This window comes from Actinoplanes sp. CA-030573, assembly GCF_050951115.1.
Taxonomy (GTDB): Bacteria; Actinomycetota; Actinomycetes; order Mycobacteriales; family Micromonosporaceae; genus Actinoplanes.
In genome coordinates, this window is sequence record NZ_CP192038.1 from 6,050,975 (window position 1) to 6,074,020 (window position 23,046).

Genomic DNA, 23,046 nt, shown 5'->3' on the forward strand with positions numbered 1-23,046 from the left:
ACCAAGAGTGACACGCTTCCGCCCGCGCGTGTTCAGTCGCGGAACTCGATGGTGAACGCCGCCCGGTCGTTGGGCTGGTTCGGGTCGTTGTAGCCGTCGAGCGGGATCACGTCGGTGGCCGGGTCGAAGGCGATCCGATCGCGCCGCGGCGCGTCCACCTCGAGCGTCACCGTGCGGGTCGCGCCCCCGGCGAGCTTGGCGGCGGTGCAGACGACGACCTCCATCCCGCCCCCTGTCCGGGCCGGATCCACGGCGCACCCGGGTGGCGGCTCGACCAGCCGCATGCCGCCGGCGAGGAGCGTCTGCGTCCGGTACGGGATGGCCGAGGCGCCGGTGTTGTGCACGGTCACCGTCTTCGAGCCCCGGTAGTGCCCGTTCGCCTGCCGCACGAGCACGAGATCGCCGCCGGTCGCGGCCAGGTCCGTCGCGTATGGGTTGGTCGTGCGTGCCGTCGTGCCCCGCTGGGCGAAGGCCGACCCGTCCCACGCGAACGTCAGCCACTGCCGGGTGATGTACCGTTCGTCGCCCAGGGTGGGATCGGCGCACCGCCACGGCACCGGGAAGTCGGCGATCTGGACCTGCACCGTGCCGCCCGGGCCGGACCGCACGCCGCAGATCGCCACGGCGTCGCCGCCCTGCCGCAGGACCGGGCCGATCGTGCGCACCCCGCCGCCTGGTCCCCGCGTGAAGGCCACCACCTGCGACCCCACGTCGTCGGGCCGTTCGCCGCCGGTGCAGAAGACGCGGGCGAACGTCTCGGCCCGGCCGTCCCGGTCCACGTCGGCGTAGGCGACCCCGGCGATCCAGAGGTTGAGATCGTTGGCGACGGTGTCGCCGCCCTCGAACCGGACCGGGCCGCTCGCGCAGGCGCCGAGCGCGGCCGGCCACGCGGGCAGGTCGAGCACGGCGTCGTAGAGCGCGGCCTCGGTGATGCCGCCCGGCGGGGCCTGCGTGGACGGATGCGTGGTCTCGCCCGGTCCGACGTAGTAGTTCGCTGAGGGGGAGACCGCGGGCGGCACGGCCGGCCGCCCGTGCCGCTCGCCGGCCAGGAGCCCGGTCACCAGCAGCGGGATAGCGACGACCAGGACGCCGATCGCGCCGATCCGGTGGCGCCGCCGGGCACGGAGGCGTTCGCGGGTACGGCCGGCGCCGACCGGCGTCACGAGGGAGGTGGCCCGCCCGCGGAACTCGTCGAACGCGGCGATCAGCGGGTCCGGGTCGAGCTGCGCCATGTCTCGTCCTCCTTGTCGGCGAGCCGGGCGGCCAGCGCCGTACGGCCGCGGTGCAGCCACACCTTCACGGTTCCCTCGGGCACCCCGATCTGCTCGGCGATGTCCCGCACCGGAAGGTCGGCGAGGTAGTGCAGCACCACCACCCGGCGATGGCGGTCCGGCAGGGTGGCGAGCGCACCGACCACGGCGACCCGGTCCGGCTCCGGAGCCGGCACGTGCTCCACGCGATACCGGCGCAGAAACAGCGCGGCGGTACGGGCCCGGCGCCAGTGACTGATCGCCAGGTTCCAGGCGACCCGGCGCACCCAGGCCAGCGGATCGCCGGCTCCCGCCAGCCGGGGCCACCGGGCAAGTGCGCGCAGGAACGCCTCCTGCACCGCGTCCTGGGCGGTGGGCAGGTCACCGGTGTACGCGTAGAGCTGGACCGTCAGGGACCGGAAGTGGGCGGCGTAGAACCCGTCGAAGTCCAGGTCGGATGGCCGGCCCGGATCGGCGTCCGGCTCACGGCGCGCATCGGCCACGGTGCCCTCGTCCTCCCCCGCTGCGCCCGGCGATCGGGCTGCTCACCGGTTACACGCGCGGCGGCCGGCCCGGGTTACAGCGAGAGTGCCGGATTGCCGACGACCTACACCTTGCCGGTGAGCCGCAGATCTCCCCAGATGACGTATGCGTGGCCTTCGGCACCACACGAGGTGCGACGGGGGTCGTGAACAAGCAGCCGAAGCCGCAAGCCGTCAGTGACATCGACGTCGATCGGGCTGGTGTTCCCCGCGGTCAATGCCTTCCCGGCTTTTGACACGCCATCGAGCATCAGCTGGTACTTCATTTCCACGCCGGCAGTATTGCTGTCCTCGAGAGCGACGTCGCCGACCAGCCTGGTGTAAGAACGCCCCAGATTGAAGTCCACCCAGTAGTCCCCGCCGTCGCGGTTCTGACAGCCTGAGCTCATGGCGATTCCATGAGGATAGTCTTTGCCGTTGGCCTCGTACGGGCCATCTGCGCGATAGTAACCGGTCGACGCCTTATGGTCATAGTCAACGTATTGAAGATCCGTAAGAAACGAGGTCTGCACTTGATCTGACGACTGATTACCGCCACCCGGATCGGACGACGAAGCGGACGCCCGGAGCGCCTCGAGATCTTTCTGTGCGGCCGCCAGCCGATTCTGAAGGTCCGCATTCTCTTGTTTCAGTTTTTGCACCTCGACAGCGGACGTGTCGGCCTGCGCCGTTGCCGTGTCGGCCCTCTTCGCCGTGACACCCCAGATGACGCCGAACGCCGTGGCCACCGCGCCCACCAAGGTGACCAGGGCCGTCAAGAGCTTGACGCGGCTTTCGTTGCGGTCGGCTCGCGCCTTCTGGCCTTCGAGTGTCAATTGATCTTGATTTGTGCGGGGCATCCGGCGCTGTTCCCATCCGTGGGCACTTGGGGCTTTCCAGTAAACGACCGGACGAGGAGACCTACATCGATCCTTCGGACGACCATTCCGTCCATAAGTTTGGGTCCGTCGACTTGGTGAACGCTGTAGTGGCACGGGATCACAACCGCACTGTGGATTGCGGCCCAGAAGTGTCGTAGCCCGTCGCTAAGTTGGCCCCACCCAGTGACGGGTGGGGCCGGAACGGACCGGCGCAGGCGCGGCGCCAGGCATACGACTTGTCGGGTGGGCCGCTGTCCGATAACACCCGCTTGACGGTGACACCGCGGGCGGCGAACCAGGCGACCGAGGGACGCGGGGTTCCGCCGCCGGGCGGGCACAACTAGGCCGCCGGCTGCACGGCGGGACCCTGCCACACGTACGACCGCGGGCTCTTGACCAGCGCGGAGCGGAAGTTGCTCTCGACCGCGCTCGTCTCCTGGCTGTTCGGGTTCGCGTTCGTGCACGAGACCGGGGCGCTGCTCCCCGACATCAGGTCGGCGCAGAGGCCCGTGCGCCGGTCGGGGAGGCCGAGGATGTGCCCGAACTCGTGGGCCGCGATGCGAGGCGGGTAGTAGCCCTGGTTCACCGCCTGCCGGCCCATGTACCAGCGGCCGTTGCCGAGCGACGTCGTGTACGTGCGCGGCCAGCCGTTGTCGGCGTAGACGCGGATGTTGGCGGTGTGGCCGGCGGTCAGCGCCCGCAGCTGGACGTTCGTCACGCGGGCGTTCCAGATCTGGGCGCCCTGGTTGACGACGGCCACGAACTCCTGGGCCTGGCCGGCGTCGTAGTAGAGGATGCGGGTGGCGGCGGCCGCGGGGGTGGCGCCGGCGAGCTGGATGCCGGCGATGGCGAGGACGGCGATCAGGGCGGTCGCCCATCGGTGGCGAAGCATGGTTGCCTCCTGCGTGGATCGGGTGCCGACGACTCTATCCAGACAAAGAAGATCGTCTATGTAATCGGGTCATATCAAAACGCCCCTCCCGCGGACTTGAGCTGGAGCGCGCTCCAGGTCCTACGGTCGAGAGGCATGGAGACCAGAGAGTTTGGACGGCTCGGGCGGATCAGCGCGCTCACCCTCGGCGGCGGTGGGATCGGCGGCGTCTGGGGCAGCACGGATCGGGCCGAAGCGGTCGCAACGATCCATGCGGCGCTGGACGCGGGCATCACCATGCTCGACCTGGCGCCGGGCTACGGCGTCGACTCCGAGTCGGAGCGAGCGGCCGGCGAGGCGCTGCGGTCGCGGGCCGCCGCCGATTTGATGATCACCACCAAGATTCCGCTTCCCGACGACGAGGGTGACGTACGGGCGAGAGCCCGCCGGAGCCTGCACGACAGCCTCGAGCGGATCGGCCGCGACCACGTCGACCTCGTGCTGCTGCACACCCAGCTGCGGCCGCGGTCCGGGCGGTCGGACGAACCGGGACTGATCGGCTGGCCGGTCTACCGCGACGAGGTGATCGGTGAGTTCGAGCGGTTCCGGGCCGAGGGGCTGATCGGGGGCTGGGGCATCACCGGGGTCGGTCACCCGGACAGCGTGGTCGACGCCCTCGCCGAGGCGCCGAAGCCGGACGCGGTGCAGGTCGTGGTCAACGCGATGGACATGAACGGCGACATCTGGTTCTTCGAGGACGTGGCGCCGGCCACCGAGGCGATCCTGACCGCCGCGAATCGGAACGGTGTCCCGGTCGTCGGCATCCGGGCGGTGGCCGCCGGGTCCCTGACCTCGGCGGTCGACCGACCGCTGCCGGACGGCCACCCGGCGGCGCGGGACTTCGCCCGGGCCGAGCCGTTCCGGAAGCTGGCGGCCGAGCTGGGCGAGACCCCGGCCGCGCTGGCGCACCGCTACGCGCTGAGCGTGCCCGGGGTGGCGACCGTCGTGCTCGGCGTGAAGAACCGGGCGGAGCTGGCCGAATGTGTCGCCGCCGCCGAACGCGGGCCGCTGACCGCGGCGGAGATGACGGCGATCCGGGCGCTCACCGCCTGACGATCGCCAGGATCGTGTCCATCGCGGCCAGCCGGGCGGCGCCCTTGCCGAGCAGGTCGTCGGGGATGATCAGCTCGTCGAGGCCGAGCGCGCGGTACTCGTCGACGGCGGCGGCCAGCGCGTCCCGGGAACCGCCGATCACCGGCGGGCCGCCCGGGCCGTCCGGCCGGCCGCCGTCGACCGCGACCAGGGCCTGGGCGGTGCGCTTGATCGTCCTGGGGTCGCGCCCGAGCCGGGCACAGTGCTCGTCGAGCACCGCGGACTTGTGCGCGATCGTCGCGGGCACACCCCACGCGTTCCACTCGTCGGCGTACTTCGCGACGATGCCGAGCATCCGCTTCTCGCCCTTGGCCCCGATCAGCAGCGGCAGCGGGTCCTGCACCGGCTTGGGCTCGCACACCGCGTCCACGACCTGGTAGTACGTCCCGTTCACGGTGGTGCGCGGCGTCCGCAGCAGGCCGAGCATGACCTGGACGGCCTCCTCGAAGCGATCGATCAGCTCCCGGGTCGGCGGCAAGGTGATCCCGTACCGCCGATGCTCGTTCTTCTGCCATCCGGCGCCGACGCCGAGCACGAAGCGCCCGCCGCTGATGTGGTCGGCGGTGGCCGCCATGTTCGCCACCACGGCCGGGTGCCGATAGGTGTTGCCGTAGACGAGGGTGCCGATCCGCACCCGCGGGACCACCGCGCCGAGGGCCGCGATCAGCGAGCCGCACTCGAGCATCGGCGTGGCCAGGTCGTCGTCCGCGTCGGGCATGAAGTGGTCGGCGAGCCACACGCCGTCCCACCCGGTGGCGGCGGCGTGCTGCGACATTTCGAGCACCTCGGCGTACGTCTGCTCGGCCCCGGGCCAGATGGAGATCCGCATGGTCCATCACCCTACGGCCGGGCCCGGACCGGTCTCCAGCGGCCGGTTATCGAACGATTCGCCGCCGCCGCACGTGAACGTTGACGTGACGGGGAAACGGGTGGCGGGACTGGACGGCCTGCGCGGCCTCTGCGCCTTGTACGTGCTGTTGTTCCACTGCTGGGCGTATACGTTCCTGGGCTTTCCCCGCTATCGGGGGCCGGCGTGGCTGAGCTGGCTCGGGTTCGGCCGGCTCGCGGTCGTCATGTTCCTCATCCTGTCCGGGTTCTCGCTGGCGATGACGGCCGCGGGGAACGGCTGGCGCCTGGGCAGCCTCGGCCGGTACGCCCGGCGACGGGCGTGGCGGATCCTTCCGGCGTACTGGGCCGCGCTGGCGTTCAGCCTGGTCATCGCCTGGACCGTGGTGCGCCAGCCGCACTCGGCCGAGCCCACCTCCGGGTCCGTGGTGGTCTACACGCTGCTGCTGCAGGACCTGTTCTCGGCGCCCACGCCGAACGGCGCCTTCTGGTCGATCAGCGTCGAGGCGCTGCTGTACGGCCTGCTGCCGTTGCTCGTGCTGCTGTGCCGGCGGTTCGGCCCGGCGGCGATGCTGGCCGTCGTGACGGCGCCGGTGGTCGTGGTCGGGTTCGCCGTCTTCGACGGATCGCCGCCGCAGGCCGACAACTGGCTGGCCCCGCACCTCGTGCCGGTCTTCGCGGCCGGCGTCGTGGCGGCCGGGGTGGTCGCGGCCGGCCGCAGCTTCCACCGGGTGCCGTGGGCGTTGCTGGCGGTGCTGGCCGCGGCGCCGGTCGGATATCTGGTGCTGCATCAGGGCTCGCGCTGGATGGTCCACCACTACTACTGGGTCGACCTGGCCGTCGCCCCGGCGATGACCATGCTCCTGCTGGCGGTCGTGAGCGGCCGGCCCGCCGCCCTGATCCGGTTGCTCGACTCGCGGCCCCTGAAGCGGCTGGGATCGTTCTCGTACAGCCTCTACCTGATCCACCTGCCGATCGTCGTCGTGATCACCCTGAAGCTGGCCATACCGCGGCTCGGACGCGGGATGACCTCGTTCACGGTCACCACGCTGCTCGCCGGCGGCCTCTCCCTGGCCGGCGCGTGGCTCTTCGCCAAGCTGTTCGAGGCGCCGTTCCAGCGGTACCGGTCGTGGGCCGAGCTCCGGAACGCCGTGACCGGCACCGCCCGGCGCGGCCGGGTGCCCACGAGCGCCCCGCCGGCGCAGGCGCCGCCGGCGCAGGCGCCGCCGGCGCAGGTGCCGCCGGCGCTGGTCGACGCGGTTCGACAGCCCGCGGAGGGGTGATCGCGGGCGGCCGGCTCTAGCCGGGCTCCGACTCGTGGCCGGCCGGATGGCTGCGCAGCAGGCCGTCATAGGCCCGCTCGGCGGTGATGTCGCCGGTGATGACGCGGTGGATCGTGCGGGCGATCGGCATCGCCAGCCCGTAGCGGTCGGCCAGCCGGACCGCGGCGTGCACGGTCTTCACGCCCTCGGCCACCTGGCCCATCTCGGCGAGGATGTCGTCCAGGCTGCGCCCGCGGCCGAGCTGCTCGCCGACGTAGCGGTTGCGGCTGTGCGGGCTGATGCACGTCGCGACCAGGTCGCCCATGCCGGCCAGCCCGGCGAGCGTGCTCGGCTCGCCGCCCATCGCGACCGCCAGCCGGGTCAGCTCGGCCAGCCCGCGGGAGATCACCCCGGCCCGGGTGTTGTCGCCGACGCCGAGGCCCTGGGCGATGCCGGTGGCGATCGCCACGACGTTCTTCAGCGCGCCGCCGACCTCGCAGCCGATCACGTCGTGGTTGGTGTAGACCCGCAGCAGGCCGCGGCGGAACACCCGCTGGATCTCGGCGGCGACGGTGAGGTCCTCCGTCGCGATCACCGTGGCCGCCGCCATGCCCGCCATGATCTCCTTGGCGATGTTGGGGCCGGTCAGCGCGGCGGCCGGGTGCCCCGGCAGCACGTCCTTGATCACTTCGGTCATCCGCGACAGGGAGTCGCGTTCCAGGCCCTTGCTGAGGCTGACGATCGGGATCCACGGATGCAGGCTCGGCCGGACCTGCTCCAGGGTCTCCCGGAACGCCCCGGTCGGCACGCCGACGACGAGCAGCTCCGCGTGGGAGGCCGCCTCGGCCAGATCCGCGGTGGCACGCAGCCGGTCGGGCAGCGGGAAACCCTCGAGATAGCGCTCGTTGGTGTGCTTGGCGTTGATCTCCTCCGCCGCGGCCGGGTTGCGCGCCCAGATCAGCGACTCGTGGTCGCGGCGGGTGAGGACGGACGCAACCGTGGTGCCCCAAGATCCCGCACCCAGCACAGTGATCCGCATGGCTCCCCCAGTGGCCGACGTAGGCCAGGTGAGCTTATGCGGTGACGGCGGGAACGCGCAGCGTCAGCCCGAGCACGTGCGCCGAGCGGTCATCGCGGCGCGCCGCCGGACGTGAGCGTCGCCCTCTCCACGGCCGCGACCAGGGCATCGTCGTCTGCAAGATCAGGAACAAGCAGGGCGAGCACATCCCGTACGGCGGAAGCCCGCTCCTGAAAGGGTTTGGCGCCCGCGTCGTCGACCGGCACGCCGAGGCCGCGCAGGTGATCGATCCACCCGGCCAGGATCCGCACCGCCCCGGGCGGGATGCGGCCCGCCTGGACCTCGCCCCGCAGCACCGGCAGCACACGGATCGGCACCTTCTGCGACCCGTCGGCGGCGATCTGGGCGAGCTTGTGCCGGATGCGGGCGTTGGAGAAGCGGGTCACCAGCGCCGCGCGGTACTCGGCCAGCTCGCCCGGCGGCAGCGGCACGTAGCGGCCGGCCTCGTCCCACCATTGGTCGAGCCAGGCGCGGCACTCGGGATCGGCGACGGCCTCGGCCACCGTCTCATGGCCGCGGGGGCCTCCGGCGTACGCCAGCAGGCTGTGCCCACCGTTGAGCAACAGCAGTTTCCGCTGCTCGTGGGCCGTGACATCGGCGACGAACCGGGCGCCCGCCGCCTCCCACTCCGGCCGGCCCGCCGGGAAGACGCCGCTCAGGACCCATTCCGAGTACGGCTCGGTCACCACCGGCACGGCGTCGTCGAACCCGGTCAGCTCGGCCGCCGTGCGCACGTCCTCGGGGGTGGTCCGCGGCGTGATCCGGTCGACCATGGTCGTCACGAACGAGACGTTGTCCCGGATCCAGGGCACCAGCGCGGGCTCGGCCAGCGACGTGAAGTCGAGCACCACGCGCGCCGCCGCCTCACCGTTCGCCGGCAGGTTGTCACAGGGCACGATCGCGATCGGCCCGCCGCCCGAGACGCGCCGCTCGGCCAGTCCCGCCATGAGCCGGCCGGGCACCGTCCGCACCGGGTCGCCCCGCAGCCAGGCGGCCACGTCGGCGGCGGCCCGGCTCTCGTCCAGGCCGCCGCCCGCGCCCCGCAGGTACGCCGCCTCGGTCACGGTCAGCGTCAGCACGGCGGTGCGCGACGACGCCAGCAGCTCCCGCCAAGCCTGGTCGTCGCTCGCCGGGTACGCGTGGTCGATCGCCCCGATGATCTCGGCCTGATCCCGCTCGGGCCCGCGCACCAGCAGCGTGTACCGCCCGTGCTGCGCGTTCAGCCGGACGGCCGCCTCGGCGGAACGCCCGGTGAACGCCGCGATCGGCCAATCCCCGGCGCCCGGGGTGGCCGCCGTGTACCAGGCCTGGTGCGCCCGGAAGAAGTTCCCGAGCCCGAGATGCAGGATCCGCATGCCTACATCGTGGTTTCCCGTGCCCGGCCGGGCAACCGGACTCAGCAGCCGTTGCGCATCGCGCTCACCGTGGCGACGCCGCCCCGTCGGGCTCAGCAGCCGTTGCGCATCGCGCTCACCGCCACGTCGTCGTACCAGAGGGTGTCGGCGCCCGAGCCGTAGCTCTCCCACCCCAGCCGCAGGTCGGTCAGCTTGGGACGCCAGGTGCGGTTGAGCCACTGGCTGTCGATGTCGTGCGTGGGCGTGCCGTCCTCGAGCAGCCCCGGCACGCTCGCGCCGTTGAGCCAGGTCTCGATCGTGCCGTTGCCGCCGTCGACCTTGAACTCGACGCAGTTCCACGTGTTCACCGGCAGCGGCGCGGAGAGCGCCACCCCGGCCGGGCTCTGCTCGGGCAGGGTCGCGTCGTCGGAGGCCCGGTTGAACTGCAGAGCGCCGTTCTGCCCGCCGAACCGCAGATCCTTGTTGCCGTCGTTGGCGTCCCGCATCGCGACCGCGGCCACGTGTGCGGCCGGCAGGGCGGTGGTGTGCCGCACCCAGTACCGCACGTACCAGACCGAGCTGGTCGTGCCGAGGATCGCCGTGTTGCGCACGAACACGTGGTTGCAGTAGCCCTCGGCCCCGTTCACCCGCAGCGAGGTCGAACCGCTGTGGGCCACGGTCCGGTCGATCGCGGCGGTCCCGGCGCCCGAGCAGTCCGGGTACGTCGCCGCCCAGTTACCCCCGGGGGTCGTGCCGGCCTGGTTCTCGAAGCCGTCGCAGACCGCGGTGGGCACGCAGTTCGCGGGCGGGTTCGAGGGACTGGTCGGCGGCGTGGTCGGGCTCGTGGGCGGTGTCGTCGGGCTCGTGGGCGGTGTCGTCGGGCTCGTGGGCGGGGTCGTCGGGCTCGTAGGCGGGGTCGTCGGGCTGGTCGGCGGCGAGGACGGCGTGGGCGAGGCGGAAGTGGGCGTCGGCGTGACGTCGGGCCCGCAGGCGACCCCGTTCAGCGTGAACGCGGTGGGCTTGGCGTTGGTGCCGGAGTAGGTTCCCTGGAACCCGAACGACGTGGACGCGCCGCTCGCCAGGCTGCCGTTCCAGGCCACATTGCTCGCTCGCACGGACGCGCCGCTCTGGGTGACGGTGGCGTTCCAGGCGTTCGTCACCTTCTGATCGCCCGCGTACGTCCAGCCGACCGTCCACGAGCCGACCGCGGCCCCGTAGTTGGTGACCTTGACGTCGGCCGTGAACCCGGTGGCCCACGAGTTCGCGGTGTAGTCCACCGCGCAGGCCGCGGCCGCGGTGGCGGCAGTGGCCAGTCCAACGATCATGCCGGCGCCGGCCACGAGGGCCGCGACGCCGAACCCGACAGCACGTCGACGCATCGGTACTCCAGGGGATTCGGGGACGGTGGCGTGGGAGCGCTCCCAAGAGATATCGATGACTGTAGTTTTATTTGTCGCAGATGGAAAGCGTCAGGCCGTCAGCCGGATCACCGCCGCGGGGCAGCTCTTCACCGCGAGCTCCACCGCCGCCCGCTCGGTCTCGGGCGGCGCGTGGTCGAGCACGACCACCACCGCCTGCTCCTCGTCCTGACCGAAGACGGCCGGCGCGGTCATCGCACACGTCCCCGACCCGATGCACAGACCGGTGTCGACCGTGACCTTCATGGGCAGCTCCACGATGGGCGAACGCCCTCACACTGCTGGACGCAGCGAGACTCGTCAATACGCTTGCGGCTCTCATGCGGTCCACCTTGGTGTCTCCCCCAAGGGGAGAGTCAAGGGCCGGGTCACCGGCAGAGCCGAGCGGGGACAGGATGCGCACCCTAACCCCAGGGTGACAACCGGATAGCCGACAGTACAGCGGAATTATCCGGTCGGGTGGTCCAAATACGACTGAAGGGGGTCGATGAACGGGATTCGCGGAGATGACTTGTCCGAATCGGCCGATGTGCAAGTGACGATGGACACGATTAGGTGAGTCTCGCTCGCGCTCGGCGACCACGCGACGGCCTGCGGTGAGGGAGATGGTCACTATGACGAACGCTGTCATTTTCGTACAGCCGGACAAGTTCGAGGCGAACGCGGCCCGCTGCCTCGACTACTGCGCGGCCCGGCGGTACGAGGTCGCCGGGCTGGTCTGCGGCGACTGGGAGGCGGCCCTGCAGATGCTGCGGGACGGGCTGGCCGGGGTCATCGTCGTCTCCTCGGCGGCCCAGCTCGACCCCGATCGCGAGCCCCGCATCGAGGTCGTCCCGAAGCGCCTGAACAACCGGCGCAACAGCCGCAACCGGGTGATGTACCGCCCGGCCGGCCGGGTCACCGCCCGCTGAACCCGAAGGACCCGGCCTCACCTGCCGATCTGAGGGGCTCAGTACAGTTCTTCGGGAAGCAGCGGCGAGGTTAGGGAGATACGCGGAGATGGCGGGCGACGCCGACACCATGGGGCTCGATCCCGAGCGGCTGGCGATCTGCCTGGCCGTCCTGGCCGAGGCCGGGAAGCTCCCGCCCGAGCACCCCGACGCGGTCGCCGTCCGGCGCGCGACCGCCGGCCTGTTCAAGACCGTGAAGCTGCAGCGGCGGCGTGATCGGCGGGACGCGATCCTCGCCGCCGACCGCGAGGTCACCGAGGCCACCGCCACCGGCGCGCCCGGCCGCATCGACGACGAGACCGCCGGCATCCCGCTGCGCACCACCGTCACCGGCGGCACCGCCGGCGTCCTGCGCCAGGCCCGCGGCTGCTACGTCTGCAAGCAGCGCTTCACCGTGGTCGACGCGTTCTATCACCAGCTCTGCCCGGGCTGCGCGGCCCTCAACCACGCCAAGCGCGAGGCCCGCACCGACCTGACCGGGCGCCGGGCGCTGCTCACCGGCGGCCGGGCGAAGATCGGCATGTACATCGCGCTGCGGCTGCTGCGCGACGGCGCCGACCTCACCATCACCACGCGCTTCCCGCACGACGCGGTCCGGCGGTACGCGGCCATGCCCGACAGCGGCGACTGGCTGCACCGGCTGCGGGTCGTCGGGCTCGACCTGCGCGATCCGGCCCAGGTGGTCGCCCTCGCCGACTCGGTGGCGGCCCGGGGACCGCTGGACATTCTGATCAACAACGCGGCGCAGACGGTACGGCGTACGCCCGGCGCCTATGCGGCGATCGCGGCCGCGGAGAAGGAAGCGCTCCCCGACGGCCCGCTGCCCGAGCTGGAATATCTCGGCAGCGCCGGCGCCTCGCCCGCCGCCGTGCTCACCGCCGGCGGCCCCGCGCTCACCCCGCGGCAGGTGACCGAGCTGGCGCTGACCGCGCGCTCGGCCGAGATCGACGCCGGCGGCCTGGTGCCCGACGTGACCCCGACCAACAGCTGGAGCGACCGGGTGCACGAGGTCGACCCGCTCGAGCTGCTCGAGGTCCAGCTGTGCAACGTCACGGCGCCGTTCGTGCTGGTCAGCCGCTTGCGTGGGGCGATGACCCGATCGAAGTTCCCGCGCCGGTACGTGGTGAACGTCTCGGCGATGGAGGGCATCTTCGCCCGGGGCTACAAGGGCGCCGGCCACCCGCACACGAACATGGCCAAGGCCTCGCTCAACATGCTGACCCGCACCAGCGCGGCCGACATGTTCGCCGACGGCATCCTGATGACCAGCGTCGACACCGGCTGGATCACCGACGAGCGGCCGCACCCGACCAAGATGCGGCTGGCCGGCGAGGGCTTCCACGCGCCGCTCGACCTGGTGGACGGCGCGGCCCGGGTCTACGACCCGATCGTTCGCGGCGAGCAGGGCGAGGACGTGTACGGCTGCTTCCTCAAGGACTACGCGCCGGTCGCCTGGTAGCAACGACGAAACGAGCCACATCCCGCCCGGGATGTGGCTCGCTCGCGACGCGGACGTCAGTGGCCGTGGCCGTGATCGCCGTGATCGCCGTGATCGCCATTGTCGCCGTGGTCACCATGGTCGCCGTGGTCGCCGTGGTCGCCGTGGTCGCCGTGGTCGCCGTGGTCGCCGTGGTCGCCGTGGTCGCCGTGGTCGCCCATGCCGTTGTCGTCCCAGATGCCGCCGTGGTGCCACGGGAAGTGGCCGTGGAAGCCACCGTTGCCCGGCCACCACTGGCCGACCCAGTGGTGACCCCAGTTACCGGGCCAGCCGTTCCAGTCGTCGTAGCTGACGACCAGCGCGTAGCGGTGGAAGCCGACGCGGTAGCAGTCGTAGTCGTCCCACCAGCCGCGGTCCTCGCCCCATCCGCCGGCGTTGTCGCAGCTGCGGTAGCTCGGGAAGGTCCCGACGACGCGGTCACCACGCTGCTGCACGGTGGCGCTCGACGACGACTGGGCCTTCCCCTGGTCGGCACTCGATGCGGCGAGAGCCGGACCGGCACCGATCGTGGCACCCGTAACCAGCCCCAGGCCAGTGATCATCAGAATCCGGGTAAATCGGTTCATGTCACACCTTCTCTTGACAAATAGTTGTGCCTCGACAAGGAGAACATGTGCACGGATTGTTACCAGACGGTACCGCTACGTGTACCCCGATCGTGGAAGAACAGACTCGGCTAGCTTTCGGGCAGCGCGAGGTACGCGGGACGCAGCACGTCGACTATCGGGCGGCCCTGGTGTGATAGCAGGGGCGGATCGAGCTGATCGAGCAGCGCGTCCGGTCTCGTCACGGCCCCCGGGCGACCCAGGGCGGGCGGCGCGGCGACGGCATCTCCGCCCCAGAACGACTCTTTCTCCACGTCCGGCATGTCGGAAACATCGGGCGGGGTGGCCGCCGCAGCGGGCGGAACCGCCGCGGCGCGCGGGGCCGCCGCAGCGGGCGAGGCCGCATCGACCCGGGCGCCGGCGGAGCCGGGCGAGGACACCGAGGCCGCCCGCAGGTCGCGCAGGTGCAGCAGCAACTCGTCCCGATGCCGCCCGCGCCAGGCGAAGACCCCGAACGGATCCTCGGTGAAGGACCGGGCCAGCGCGTAACAGGCGGCGGCCAGGTGCACGCACGGCATCGGCCACCGCTCGCAGCTGCAGTCCATCGCGACCTCGTCGAGCGACAGCGGCACCAGGGTCAGCCCGGCCGCGGCGAACAGCGACGTGATCCCGGCCGGCATCCGCCCGGCGAGCAGGTCCGCCGCGTACCGTGCCTCGGCCACCATGTCCTGCTCCACCCGCGCCCACTCGGAGGCGCCGAAGGATCGCACCGCGATCCGCGCGCGGAAGGCCACCGGGTCGTCCGGCCCGCGCACCAGCGCCACCACGAGGCTGCCCGAGATGGTCAGCTGCCGCACGTGCCCGGCACGCTCGTCGCGCCGGCCGCGGGCGAACGTCGGGCCCATCCGCAGCGACTCGAACGTGCCCAGGAACTCCAGCGAGAGCGAGGACGACTCAGTCAACGATCGCCTCCGGGGCCAGTCGCACCAGCTCGCGCAGCGCGTCGGTGTCGAAGGCGGTCAGCCAGCCCTCGCCGTTGCCGACGACGCGCTCGGCCAGCACGCCCTTGTCGGCCAGCAGCCGGTCGATCCGCTCCTCCAGGGTGCCCAGGCAGACCAGCGTGTGCACGAGCACGTCGCGCCGCTGTCCGATGCGGAACGCCCGGTCGGTGGCCTGCGCCTCGGTCGCCGGGTTCCACCAGCGGTCGACGTGCACCACGTGGTTGGCCGCGGTCAGGTTGAGCCCGGTCCCGCCGGCCTTGAGCGACAGCACGAAGACGCCGGGCCGGTCGTCGTTCTGGAACTGGGCGACCAGCGCGTCGCGGTCGGCGCGCGAGGTGCCGCCGTGCAGGTAGCGCACCGGCGCCCCGAACCGGGCGGCCAGGTGCGGGGTCAGCATCGCGCCGAACTTGGCGAACTGGGTGAACACCAGAACGCTCTCCTGGTCGGCGAGCGCGCCGTCCACGATCTCCTCCAGCCGCTCGAGCTTGCCGGAGCGGCCGGGCAGCGGCGAGCCGTCGCCGAGCAGCAGCGCGGGGTGCACGCACGCCTGTTTGAGCTTGGTCATGGCCGCCAGCACGATGCCCTTGTTCCACTTGTTGCTGCTCTCGGCCAGATGCCTGGTCATCTCGTCGAGCACCGCCCGGTAGAGCGTGGCCTGCTCGGTGGTGAGCCCGCACAGGTGCCGCAGGCCGCGCTTGTCGGGCAGGTCGTCGATCACGGCCGGGTCCGCCTTGACCCGGCGCAGCAGGAACGGGCGGGTGGCGTGCCGCAGCCGGGAGGCGGCGTCCTCGTCGCCGTAGCGCTCGATCGGCACCGCGAACCGGGCCCGGAACGTGTGGGCCGAGGCGAGGACGCCCGGGTTCAGGAAGTCCAGAATCGACCACAGCTCCGCGAGGCGGTTCTCCACCGGCGTACCGGTCAAGGCGATGCGCATCCGGGCCGGAAGTCGCCGGACGGCCTTGGCCACCGCGCTTCCCGCGTTCTTCACGTGCTGGGCCTCGTCGAGCACCACCCGGTCCCAGGCGATCGCGGCGAGATCGTCGGCGTCACGGGCCGCGGTGGCGTAGGTGGTGAGCACGATGTCGGCGCCGGTCAGCGACGCGGCCGACGGACGCTCGGCGCCGTGCAGCACCTTGACCGTCAACGAGGGCGCGAACCGGGCGGCCTCGCGCTGCCAGTTGCCGAGCACCGAGAGCGGGCAGATCAGCAGGGCCGGCCCCGACCGGCGATGCAGCAACAGGGCCAGCAGCTGCACCGTCTTTCCGAGACCCATGTCGTCGGCCAGGCAGGCGCCCAGATCGAGGGCGTCCATGAAAGCCAGCCAACTGAAACCCCTCAGCTGGTACGGCCGGAGCTGCCCCGCCAGATCGGGTGGCGGGTCGAGCAGCTCCAGCCGCTGCTCGAGCTCGCCGGAGAGCAGGTCGGCGAGCCAGCCCTTGCCGCCGACCGCAGTCACCGGCAGCGGCAGCTCCTCCGGCGGCAGCAGCTTGATCATGCGCAGCGCGTGGCCGGCCGTCATCGACCCACCGCCGCGCTCCAGGAACCTCAACCCGGCGGCCAGGTGCTCCGGGTCGAGCGCGACCCACCGGCCGCGCAGCTTGACCAGCGGCACCTGGGCGCGGGCCAGGTCGGTCAGCTCGGCCTCGGTCAGCGACCGCCCGCCGAGCGCCAGCCCCCACTGGTAGTCGACCAGGTGGGCGAGGTCGGCGGCCTGGTCGCGCAGCACGGCTGGGATCGGGTCGCGGCCGCGTAGCTCGAGGGCGAGTCCGAGGCTCTGCTTGTCGCGCCACCACCGGGGCAGCAGCACGCCGTAGCCGGCCTCCTCGAGCACGGCGGCCTGGGTGAGGAACCGGTACGCCTCGGCGGTGTCGAGCACCATGTCGGTCGGCCGCGGCACGCGCAGCGCGGCGTCGAGATCGGGATAGAGCCGGGCCGCCCGGCCGAGACCGCCGAGCAGCCGCTCCTGCGGATGGCGGGTCCACCGGCGCAGCGGCGCATACTCGTCGCGCCAGATGTCGGCCGCGGTGACCAGCGCGCTCGGCTCGTCGACGGCCTGCAGCAGGAACTCGAGCAGCCACACCTCCCGATCGGCCCCGTCGGCCCGCGGGTCGGTCGCATCCGGCTCGGGCCCCAGCTCGGACACGTGGCTGAGCCGGAAGCAGAGCCGCACCGCCGCCCCCGACGCGGCGCTCGCATGCCACGCGTCAAGCCGCTCAGCCAGCTCGTCGGCAAGCGCCGGCGCCGCCGTGAACGGACGCCCACCCGGCCACCGGCCGCCGACGGACGGCGCACGGCCGTCCGGCCACCGCCCGTCATCGGGCGCCGCGGCCGGTGCACGGCCGTCCGGCCACCGCCCGCCGGCGGACGCGCTGCCGTCCGGCCAGCGGGCGTCGACGGGGGTGCCCGGCTCGCCGGTCAGCGCGGCCAGCCAGCCGTCGCCGAGCTCGACGCCCGCCTCGGCCAGGCGGGTGCGCACCAGCCCGTCGACCAGCCGCCCGAGCGCCGTGGCCAGCACGTCGGCCGCGGGCAGCGCGCCGGTCGCGGCCCGGCACGCGCCCGGCATGCGGCGCAGCAGGTCGTCGCGGGCCACGGCGTCGAAGCCGGTGAGCACCGGCCGCCACCGCGCGACCGGGCCGGACGGCAGCACCGACGGCAGCACCCGCCCGCGCCGCACCAGGTCGGCCGCGAACGCGCACAGCTCGACCAGCCAGCGCACGGTGTGCCCGGCCCGGCCGTCGAACTCCTCGACCAGGTCGTCGTCGGCGAACGGCACCACCACGGCCGGCACCGCCCAGCTCCGCGGCCGCGGCCGCCCCCGCCGCGGCGGCAGCCCGAGCTGCGGCGACGGCAGCGGCCCGGCGCTGGTCGAGGGCAGCACGAGCGAGGCGGTGAACGCCGCGCCGGCGGGCAGGGCCGACGCCGGGAGCGCGAACGCCGCCCGGTCGGCCGACTCGCCCCAGAGACACAGCTCCCCCGCCGCCCCGACGAAGCCATGCAGCACGCGCGTGCCGAGGACGAGGTCGGTCATCGCCGCGTCCACACGATGTCGGGCGGCCGCACCCGGGCGCTCCTCGGCCCCCCGAGCGAATCGGTCAGCCCGAGCTCACCCACCAGCAGGCCACCGCCCTCGAACGCGGCCCGCAACATCGCGGTCGGGATGTCGCCGAACAGCAGCTTGGCCCGCCGGAACATCTCGAACCCGTCGCCGGTGACGTTGCCCCAGCTCAGGTAGAGGAAGCGGGCGCCCGGCCGGCCGTGCACCCAGGGCCCGCCGACGTCGAGCAGCCCGTCGACCTCGCGCACGGTGACGTCGAACTCCCAGATGGCCGACTCGGCGCCGGCCGGCACCAGCGAGACCACCTCGGCCTTGCGCTGCATGCCGACATGAACGTTCCGCAGGCGCAGCTCGTCGGCCACCGCGCCGCTCCCGCGACCCGGCAGGTCCCGCCCCTCGATCCGCATCCGCACGGGATCGACTCTAGGCCGCGGGTATGACAGTTACGCGTGACGCACTCTGCGGGTTCCGATCACCACATCCACCGGAAGCCGACGACGCTCTGCTCCACGAACGGAACGAAGTTCCGGATCGCCGGGCCGATCGGCACCGGCTCCTGAAAGACGATCCGTCCACCGAGTTGGTCGTCCCAGGCACACCACCACGCGGCGCGCGGAATCCGATCCGGGGCGAACTCGACCGCGAAGTCCACGTGTTCGGTCCGGAGGAAGGCCGACCGGCGGACCTCCGACACCTCGTGCCCGTCCGCGTAGTCCGTCCGGTATTCGAAGGCCGTGGCTTGGTCGCGAGCCAGAGGGTTGTCGAGCAGGATCTCGACCGCAGCAAGGCCGCCGCCATATCGGTAGCGACGGCCGACGCGTCCGCCGTGCAGCACCTCCACGCCAGTCGCGCTGGGCTCGTGGTTGAACATGTAGATGCCAACGTCGTTTGCGGTCGCGCGGATCGTCTGCTGGGTCCGGCGGCCCACCAGCCGACCGTCGGCGCCCACGCAGTAGCGCTCCACGATGTTCATCGTCCGGTGGTCCTGCGGTCGTACCAGCTCCCGCCGCGTGCGCAACGTCCCACTCACTCCGCGAGCTGGGCTCGTGGCGAACGCCTCGTCGAGACGGGCCACGTCGGCCGGCGCCATACGGAAGGCCGCGGCAAAGAGCCGAATGGTGGCCGGCGAGAAGCGGTCTCCGTTCAGTGCGCGCGAGACCCGATCCTTTCCTTGCCTATGCGAGCCAGCCCACTCGGAGATCTCGCCGGCGTCAACCAGATATCCCTCGATCACCTTCGCTACCGCGGCTCCGTTGATGCCGCCGCGATCGCGTTCGGCGTGTCGCAGCCATTGCCGGCGATAGCGCGGATTGTTGGCGAGCAGGTCCCGCAGAACCGCCGCTACGGCCGCGGTCTTCCGGCTGGTCATCTCGGACACCGGCACCTCCTCGCGCAGCGCCGGTAGCCCGGAGTGGCGGCCATTACGAAGTTGGCACATGTTCCATCTTCGCGGCGCTCACCTGCGGAGACGCTGGGCGGGCGATCGCGGACACCCCGGCGCCGGCGACATAAGAGCGACGTTCCCGATGTGAGGTTGTACCGCGCGCCCAGGTCAGGTCAATAGCGACGGAACTCGATGCCGAATGGAGCGAAGCGCAGATGAACGACTTCGAGAACGAACAGCACAAGAACGTGGATCCACCGGTAGGTGATCCGACATCGGCACCGTCCGAGCACGATCACCCCGAGGATGGCGATTGGAAGGCCGAGCTGCGGGCCATGGAGATCCTTCGCGACACCCTCGAGCCGCTTCCGCCGGAGGTGCAGAAGCGAGCGGTCGAGTGGCTCATCACTGGTCTCGGGCTTCCGATCGGTCTGGCTCCGGCGACGGTACCGACGAACGGAAGCGGTCCGGCCGATCCCTCCGCGGGGACGAGGCTGGAAACTCCGAAGGCCTTCATGAGCTGGAAGAAGCCGACCAACGCGGCGGAGCGCATCGCCTGCCTCGCCTACTACTTGACGCACCAGCGCGGCCTTCCGCACTTCAAGGTCGGCGACATCACCACGCTCAATACGGAAGCCGCGCTGGCCAAGTTCGGAAATGCCTCGCGGGATCTTCACAACGCCGAGACGAGCAGCGGATACGTGGTCTCGGCCGGCGCGGGCGGCCTGAAACAGATCACGTCCCGCGGGGATGCTCTCGTCTAGGCGCTGCCCGATCGCGGGGCGGCGAAGGACGCGCTGAAGCAGTACGAGTTCCGTCGGCGCCGGTCCAACGGCGCGCGAAAACCGCCCGCCTCCTCCGACGAGTCATGACGAACCCCATCCGTACGGCTCTCGACGAGGCCTACCATCCCAGGCTGACGGCGGAACTGCTGACCGCGTACGACGAGGCGAAACGCAACTTCCGGCTCGGGAAGCATCGGTTCAGCGAGGTGGAGGGCGGCCGGTTCTGCGAAGCGGCGTACCGCATTCTGCAGCTCCGCGTCGGTAAGGCGTTCACGGCGATCGGTGAGCAACTCGACAGCGATCGCCTGAGCGCCGAGCTGGCCAGGATCCCTCGGGCGGATCAGCCGAAGTCAGTACGCGTGTACATCCCCAGAGCGCTCCGCGTGGTGTACGACATCCGCAACAGCCGGAACGCCGCCCATCTGGGCGACGGCATCGATCCCGGGTTGCAGGACGCGACCCTCGTGGTCGCCGTCCTCGACTGGGTGCTGGCCGAGTTCATCCGGCTGAGCGGACGGATCCCTCCAGAAGAGGCGCAGCGGCTGATCGAGGGCCTGGTCACCCGGGAGGTCCCGGTGATACAGGAGTTCGGCCGGGTGCCCATGGTGCTGCGGGCCGATCTGCGAGCCGGCGACCACGTGCTGCTGCTGCTGTACCACGTCGCGCCGGTTCCGGTCGCCGTCAGTGAACTGGCGCAGTGGGTCCCGGCGACGATGGTCAAAAACCTGAGGCGGACACTGACGACGCTACAGACCAAGGCTCTGGTCCGGCTCGCCGATGGTCATGCGCAGATCACCTACGCGGGGCAACGGCACATCGACGCCCGAAACCTGCTGACGCCGCCGGAGCGGGCCTGACGGCGGGCTAGGAGTTGTCGCGGACCCAGGCGTCGACCAGGCCGCCGAAGTGGGCCAGGAACTTCTCGTGCTCGTGGACCGGGTACGTGGCGCGGACCGTCTCGCGCAGCAGGGAGCGGAACTCGTCGGACGCCACCCAGTCGTGGACGACCTCGTCGACGTGGGCGAGGTGGGTGTCGCAGAAGTCGCGGTAACGGTCGGTCTCGAAGTACTCGTCGGCGAGCCGGCGGTATTCGGTGAGCTTCTCGGCGTACGAGAGCGAAGGATCGTCCCCGATGGCGAAGTAGCGGGACGTGTCGGTGTCCAGGCGCGGGCGGCGGTCGGTGACCACGCAGTAGACCGTCCAGCGCAGCAGCGCGGCCATCGCCCACGGGAAGTAGTAGTGCAGCGAGGTGATCGCGACGTCGGGGCAGGCGTTGGCGTAGTCGATCGGGTGCACGTCGGTGCCGCGCACGAGCGACTCGCAGGAGTTGAACTCCCACCGGAAGAAGGCGTTGACCAGCCGGGAGATCGTCACCACCTCCTGGCCCACCTCGGCCGACAGGAAGCCGTGGTCGACCTCGTAGCGGGAGTGCATCGGCTGCTCAGGGCGGAACTTCATCACCATCGTCTCGGGGCCGATGGTCAGCGAGCGGGCGAAGACGTCGTAGTTCTCGACCGCCGACTGCAGGTGCATGAGCCGCTCGCCGGACGCGTCGTAGGCGGCGTGCAGCTCGGCCGGATTGCGGATCTTGGAGACGCCGACCCAGGCGCCGCCGTCGTAGGGCTTCATGAACATCGGGTAGCCGACCTGCTCGGCGGTCTTGTCGAGGTCGAAGGCCTGGTTGTAGCGGGCGGCCGTGTACGCGTACCGGGAGTTGTCCAAGGGGTTCTTGTACGGCACCAGCACCGTCTCCGGCACCTTCAGCCCGAGCCGCATCATCGCGCAGTAGGCCGCGTGCTTCTCCATCGACTGGAACGTGAACGGGCTGTTCAGCAGGTACACGTCGTCCATCAGGGCGATCTTCTTGAGCCACTCGCGCGGGTGGTAGTACCAGTAGGCGAGGCGGTCGATGACCAGGTCGTGCTGCGGCTTGTAGCGCAGGTTGAACGGCTCGATCGTGACCCGCACCGAGCGCGTGCGATGGGTCCGGCCGTCGGCGCCGGTGACCACGCCGAGCCGCCGCAGCAGGGCCTCGTACGCCCGCGGCCAGTCGTCCTCGGTGCCCAGCAACAGTCCGATGGTGTGCTCGACGTCGGCCACGTCGTCCTCCGAGGGGTGTGAGGGTCAGGACCAGACCCGCCGCAGCAGGGCGGTGAGGTACGGATCGAAGGCGTTGCGCCAGGCATCCCAGTCGTGCCCGCCCGGGACCTCGGCGAACGTGACGTCGTATCCCTGCGCGCGCAGCGACGACGCCATGCTGATGTTGTTGGCCAGGTTCTCCTCGTCGGCGCCGCAGGTGATCACCACCGGCACTCCGGGGCCGGCCGGCGTGCGCCGCACCTGCGAGACGAAGCGCAGGATCCGCCGGTAGCGGGCGAAGCCCGACTCCTGCTTGTCGAACCGGTGCTGGAAGAAGCTGCCGGACTGCAGGAACAGCGCGGCGAACCGCTCCGGCTCGCGGCGCTGGGCGTGCAGCATGGCGAGCGCGCCGAGGCTCGCGCCGGCGCCGACCACCGGCGCGCCGAAGCCGAGGCCGGGCAGGACCTTCCCGGTCAGGGCACGGGCGTACGCCGCGGAGGCCGAATACGCCTCGTTGCGCTCCCCCGCCTCGAGCAGCACCAGGTGGAACGGCGGGACCGAGCCGGCCGCGACCGCCTCCGCCGCCCAGCGCCCGAGGTGGGCCCGGCGGTCGTACTCGGGGCCGTCGTGGACGACCAGCGCCCGCTCGCCGGCGCCCGGCGGCGACCAGATCCGGCCGGTGATGCCGGGAGCGGAGACCGGGATCGCGCGCATCTCACCGTCGGCCACCCGCTCCATGAACGCACATTAGCCGCCTTCGGCGGCGAGCGCGGCTCAGGGCGTGAAAGTCTGCGGCGAGGTCGAGGGCGGCAGCCCGAACATCTCGGACAGGCCGGTCACCCGCAGCTGCCGGTGCACGAACTCGCTCGGGTTGCGCAGCACGAACCGGCAGCCCACCTCGCGGGCCGCGTTGTAGCCGCTGACCAGCGCGCCGATGCCGAGGGAGTCCATGAAGACGACGAACGTCAGGTCGACCACGAGCACGGCCGGGCGCTCCCGCTGCAGCGTGCCGAGCAGCGACTGCCGGAGCGCGTCCACGGTGGCGGCGTCGAGGCTGCCGCGCACGTCCACGACGATGGCGCCGTCGGCCTGCCGCCGGGTCGTCATCACCGCCTCGCCCATGGCTGAACGGTACA

General features: G+C 71.6%; 23 protein-coding genes and 1 pseudogene. 6 read left to right on the forward strand and 18 right to left on the reverse strand.

Annotated features, from left to right (window positions below; all coding sequences use genetic code 11):
- Positions 1-32: 32 nt before the first annotated feature.
- From ACQP2F_RS27985 to ACQP2F_RS28005, 5 genes and pseudogenes are all read right to left on the reverse strand, one after another.
- Complete coding sequence (locus ACQP2F_RS27985) at positions 33-1,232, reverse strand: hypothetical protein (RefSeq protein ID WP_433292432.1); 1,200 nt, start codon at positions 1,230-1,232, stop codon at positions 33-35.
- Complete coding sequence (locus ACQP2F_RS27990) at positions 1,205-1,753, reverse strand: RNA polymerase sigma factor (RefSeq protein WP_433292434.1); 549 nt, start codon at positions 1,751-1,753, stop codon at positions 1,205-1,207. Before ACQP2F_RS27990 ends, ACQP2F_RS27985 begins: the two co-directional genes overlap by 28 nt.
- A 104-nt stretch (positions 1,754-1,857) precedes the next feature.
- Positions 1,858-2,607, reverse strand: a complete 750-nt coding sequence (locus ACQP2F_RS27995) for an NPCBM/NEW2 domain-containing protein (RefSeq protein WP_433292436.1) — start codon at positions 2,605-2,607, stop codon at positions 1,858-1,860.
- Positions 2,608-2,863: 256 nt separating this feature from the next.
- Positions 2,864-2,959, reverse strand: a pseudogene (locus ACQP2F_RS28000) (IS481 family transposase); the annotation flags it as partial.
- 33 nt (positions 2,960-2,992) lie between these two features.
- A complete protein-coding gene (locus ACQP2F_RS28005; RefSeq protein WP_433292438.1) occupies positions 2,993-3,544 on the reverse strand; it encodes a snapalysin family zinc-dependent metalloprotease in 552 nt (183 codons plus the stop codon).
- 135 nt (positions 3,545-3,679) lie between these two features.
- Here ACQP2F_RS28005 and ACQP2F_RS28010 point away from each other — a divergent pair, with 135 nt between their 5' ends.
- The gene (locus tag ACQP2F_RS28010; protein WP_433292440.1) at positions 3,680-4,636 is read left to right on the forward strand and encodes an aldo/keto reductase; all 957 of its coding nucleotides are present in this window, start codon (positions 3,680-3,682) and stop codon (positions 4,634-4,636) included.
- Here ACQP2F_RS28010 and ACQP2F_RS28015 read toward each other — a convergent pair.
- Positions 4,626-5,504: an LLM class flavin-dependent oxidoreductase gene (locus ACQP2F_RS28015; protein ID WP_433292442.1), complete on the reverse strand. Its 879-nt coding sequence runs from the start codon at positions 5,502-5,504 to the stop codon at positions 4,626-4,628. The two genes, ACQP2F_RS28010 and ACQP2F_RS28015, sit on opposite strands and share 11 nt — an antisense overlap.
- Positions 5,505-5,589: 85 nt before the next feature.
- Between ACQP2F_RS28015 and ACQP2F_RS28020 the strand changes: the two genes are divergently transcribed.
- The gene (locus tag ACQP2F_RS28020; RefSeq protein WP_433292444.1) at positions 5,590-6,804 is read left to right on the forward strand and encodes an acyltransferase family protein; all 1,215 of its coding nucleotides are present in this window, start codon (positions 5,590-5,592) and stop codon (positions 6,802-6,804) included.
- A 16-nt stretch (positions 6,805-6,820) separates the two neighbouring features.
- Here ACQP2F_RS28020 and ACQP2F_RS28025 read toward each other — a convergent pair whose 3' ends face one another.
- From ACQP2F_RS28025 to ACQP2F_RS28040, 4 genes are all read right to left on the reverse strand, one after another.
- Entirely contained in the window at positions 6,821-7,822 is a 1,002-nt protein-coding gene (locus tag ACQP2F_RS28025) for an NAD(P)H-dependent glycerol-3-phosphate dehydrogenase (RefSeq protein WP_433292446.1), read from the reverse strand.
- Between the two features lie 89 nt (positions 7,823-7,911).
- Positions 7,912-9,216 carry a mannitol dehydrogenase family protein gene (locus ACQP2F_RS28030; protein ID WP_433292448.1) on the reverse strand — a complete coding sequence of 435 codons (1,305 nt, stop codon included), beginning with the start codon at positions 9,214-9,216 and terminating at the stop codon, positions 7,912-7,914.
- 92 nt (positions 9,217-9,308) lie between these two features.
- Positions 9,309-10,574, reverse strand: a complete 1,266-nt coding sequence (locus ACQP2F_RS28035) for a cellulose-binding domain-containing protein (RefSeq protein WP_433292450.1) — start codon at positions 10,572-10,574, stop codon at positions 9,309-9,311.
- A 90-nt stretch (positions 10,575-10,664) separates the two neighbouring features.
- Complete coding sequence (locus ACQP2F_RS28040) at positions 10,665-10,859, reverse strand: ferredoxin (protein ID WP_433292452.1); 195 nt, start codon at positions 10,857-10,859, stop codon at positions 10,665-10,667.
- Between the two features lie 368 nt (positions 10,860-11,227).
- On the opposite strand from ACQP2F_RS28040, the gene ACQP2F_RS28045 reads away from it, so the two are divergent.
- Both ACQP2F_RS28045 and ACQP2F_RS28050 read left to right on the forward strand, forming a co-directional pair.
- On the forward strand, positions 11,228-11,524 hold the full coding sequence (locus tag ACQP2F_RS28045; protein WP_433292454.1) for a hypothetical protein: 297 nt from the start codon (positions 11,228-11,230) through the stop codon (positions 11,522-11,524).
- An 88-nt stretch (positions 11,525-11,612) separates the two neighbouring features.
- Positions 11,613-13,022: an SDR family NAD(P)-dependent oxidoreductase gene (locus ACQP2F_RS28050; protein WP_433292456.1), complete on the forward strand. Its 1,410-nt coding sequence runs from the start codon at positions 11,613-11,615 to the stop codon at positions 13,020-13,022.
- A gap of 56 nt (positions 13,023-13,078) precedes the next feature.
- Here ACQP2F_RS28050 and ACQP2F_RS28055 read toward each other — a convergent pair whose 3' ends face one another.
- The 5 genes from ACQP2F_RS28055 to ACQP2F_RS28075 all read right to left on the reverse strand — a co-directional run bounded on the left by ACQP2F_RS28055 (position 13,079) and on the right by ACQP2F_RS28075 (position 19,040).
- Positions 13,079-13,603: a hypothetical protein gene (locus tag ACQP2F_RS28055; RefSeq protein ID WP_433292458.1), complete on the reverse strand. Its 525-nt coding sequence runs from the start codon at positions 13,601-13,603 to the stop codon at positions 13,079-13,081.
- 134 nt (positions 13,604-13,737) lie between these two features.
- Complete coding sequence (locus ACQP2F_RS28060) at positions 13,738-14,568, reverse strand: hypothetical protein (protein ID WP_433292460.1); 831 nt, start codon at positions 14,566-14,568, stop codon at positions 13,738-13,740.
- Positions 14,561-17,635: an SNF2-related protein gene (locus ACQP2F_RS28065; protein WP_433292462.1), complete on the reverse strand. Its 3,075-nt coding sequence runs from the start codon at positions 17,633-17,635 to the stop codon at positions 14,561-14,563. The genes ACQP2F_RS28060 and ACQP2F_RS28065 overlap by 8 nt, the downstream gene beginning before the upstream one ends.
- A complete protein-coding gene (locus tag ACQP2F_RS28070; protein WP_433307633.1) occupies positions 17,632-18,069 on the reverse strand; it encodes a DUF5990 family protein in 438 nt (145 codons plus the stop codon). Before ACQP2F_RS28070 ends, ACQP2F_RS28065 begins: the two co-directional genes overlap by 4 nt.
- 65 nt (positions 18,070-18,134) lie before the next feature.
- Positions 18,135-19,040 carry a hypothetical protein gene (locus tag ACQP2F_RS28075; protein WP_433292464.1) on the reverse strand — a complete coding sequence of 302 codons (906 nt, stop codon included), beginning with the start codon at positions 19,038-19,040 and terminating at the stop codon, positions 18,135-18,137.
- A 221-nt stretch (positions 19,041-19,261) separates the two neighbouring features.
- On the opposite strand from ACQP2F_RS28075, the gene ACQP2F_RS28080 reads away from it, so the two are divergent.
- Both ACQP2F_RS28080 and ACQP2F_RS28085 read left to right on the forward strand, forming a co-directional pair.
- Positions 19,262-19,810 carry a hypothetical protein gene (locus ACQP2F_RS28080; protein ID WP_433292465.1) on the forward strand — a complete coding sequence of 183 codons (549 nt, stop codon included), beginning with the start codon at positions 19,262-19,264 and terminating at the stop codon, positions 19,808-19,810.
- Between the two features lie 104 nt (positions 19,811-19,914).
- Positions 19,915-20,688: a hypothetical protein gene (locus ACQP2F_RS28085; protein WP_433292467.1), complete on the forward strand. Its 774-nt coding sequence runs from the start codon at positions 19,915-19,917 to the stop codon at positions 20,686-20,688.
- Between the two features lie 7 nt (positions 20,689-20,695).
- On the opposite strand, the gene ACQP2F_RS28090 is transcribed toward ACQP2F_RS28085, so the two are convergent.
- Genes ACQP2F_RS28090 through ACQP2F_RS28100 form a run of 3 tightly spaced genes read right to left on the reverse strand, consistent with a single transcriptional unit; the run spans position 20,696 to position 23,032 of the window.
- On the reverse strand, positions 20,696-21,931 hold the full coding sequence (locus ACQP2F_RS28090; protein WP_433292469.1) for an ATP-grasp domain-containing protein: 1,236 nt from the start codon (positions 21,929-21,931) through the stop codon (positions 20,696-20,698).
- Positions 21,932-21,955: 24 nt separating this feature from the next.
- Complete coding sequence (locus tag ACQP2F_RS28095) at positions 21,956-22,648, reverse strand: alpha/beta hydrolase (RefSeq protein WP_433292471.1); 693 nt, start codon at positions 22,646-22,648, stop codon at positions 21,956-21,958.
- A gap of 36 nt (positions 22,649-22,684) precedes the next feature.
- Positions 22,685-23,032 (reverse strand): STAS domain-containing protein, encoded by a 348-nt coding sequence (locus ACQP2F_RS28100; RefSeq protein ID WP_433292473.1) that lies wholly within the window; start codon positions 23,030-23,032, stop codon positions 22,685-22,687.
- Between the last annotated feature and the right edge of the window lie 14 nt (positions 23,033-23,046).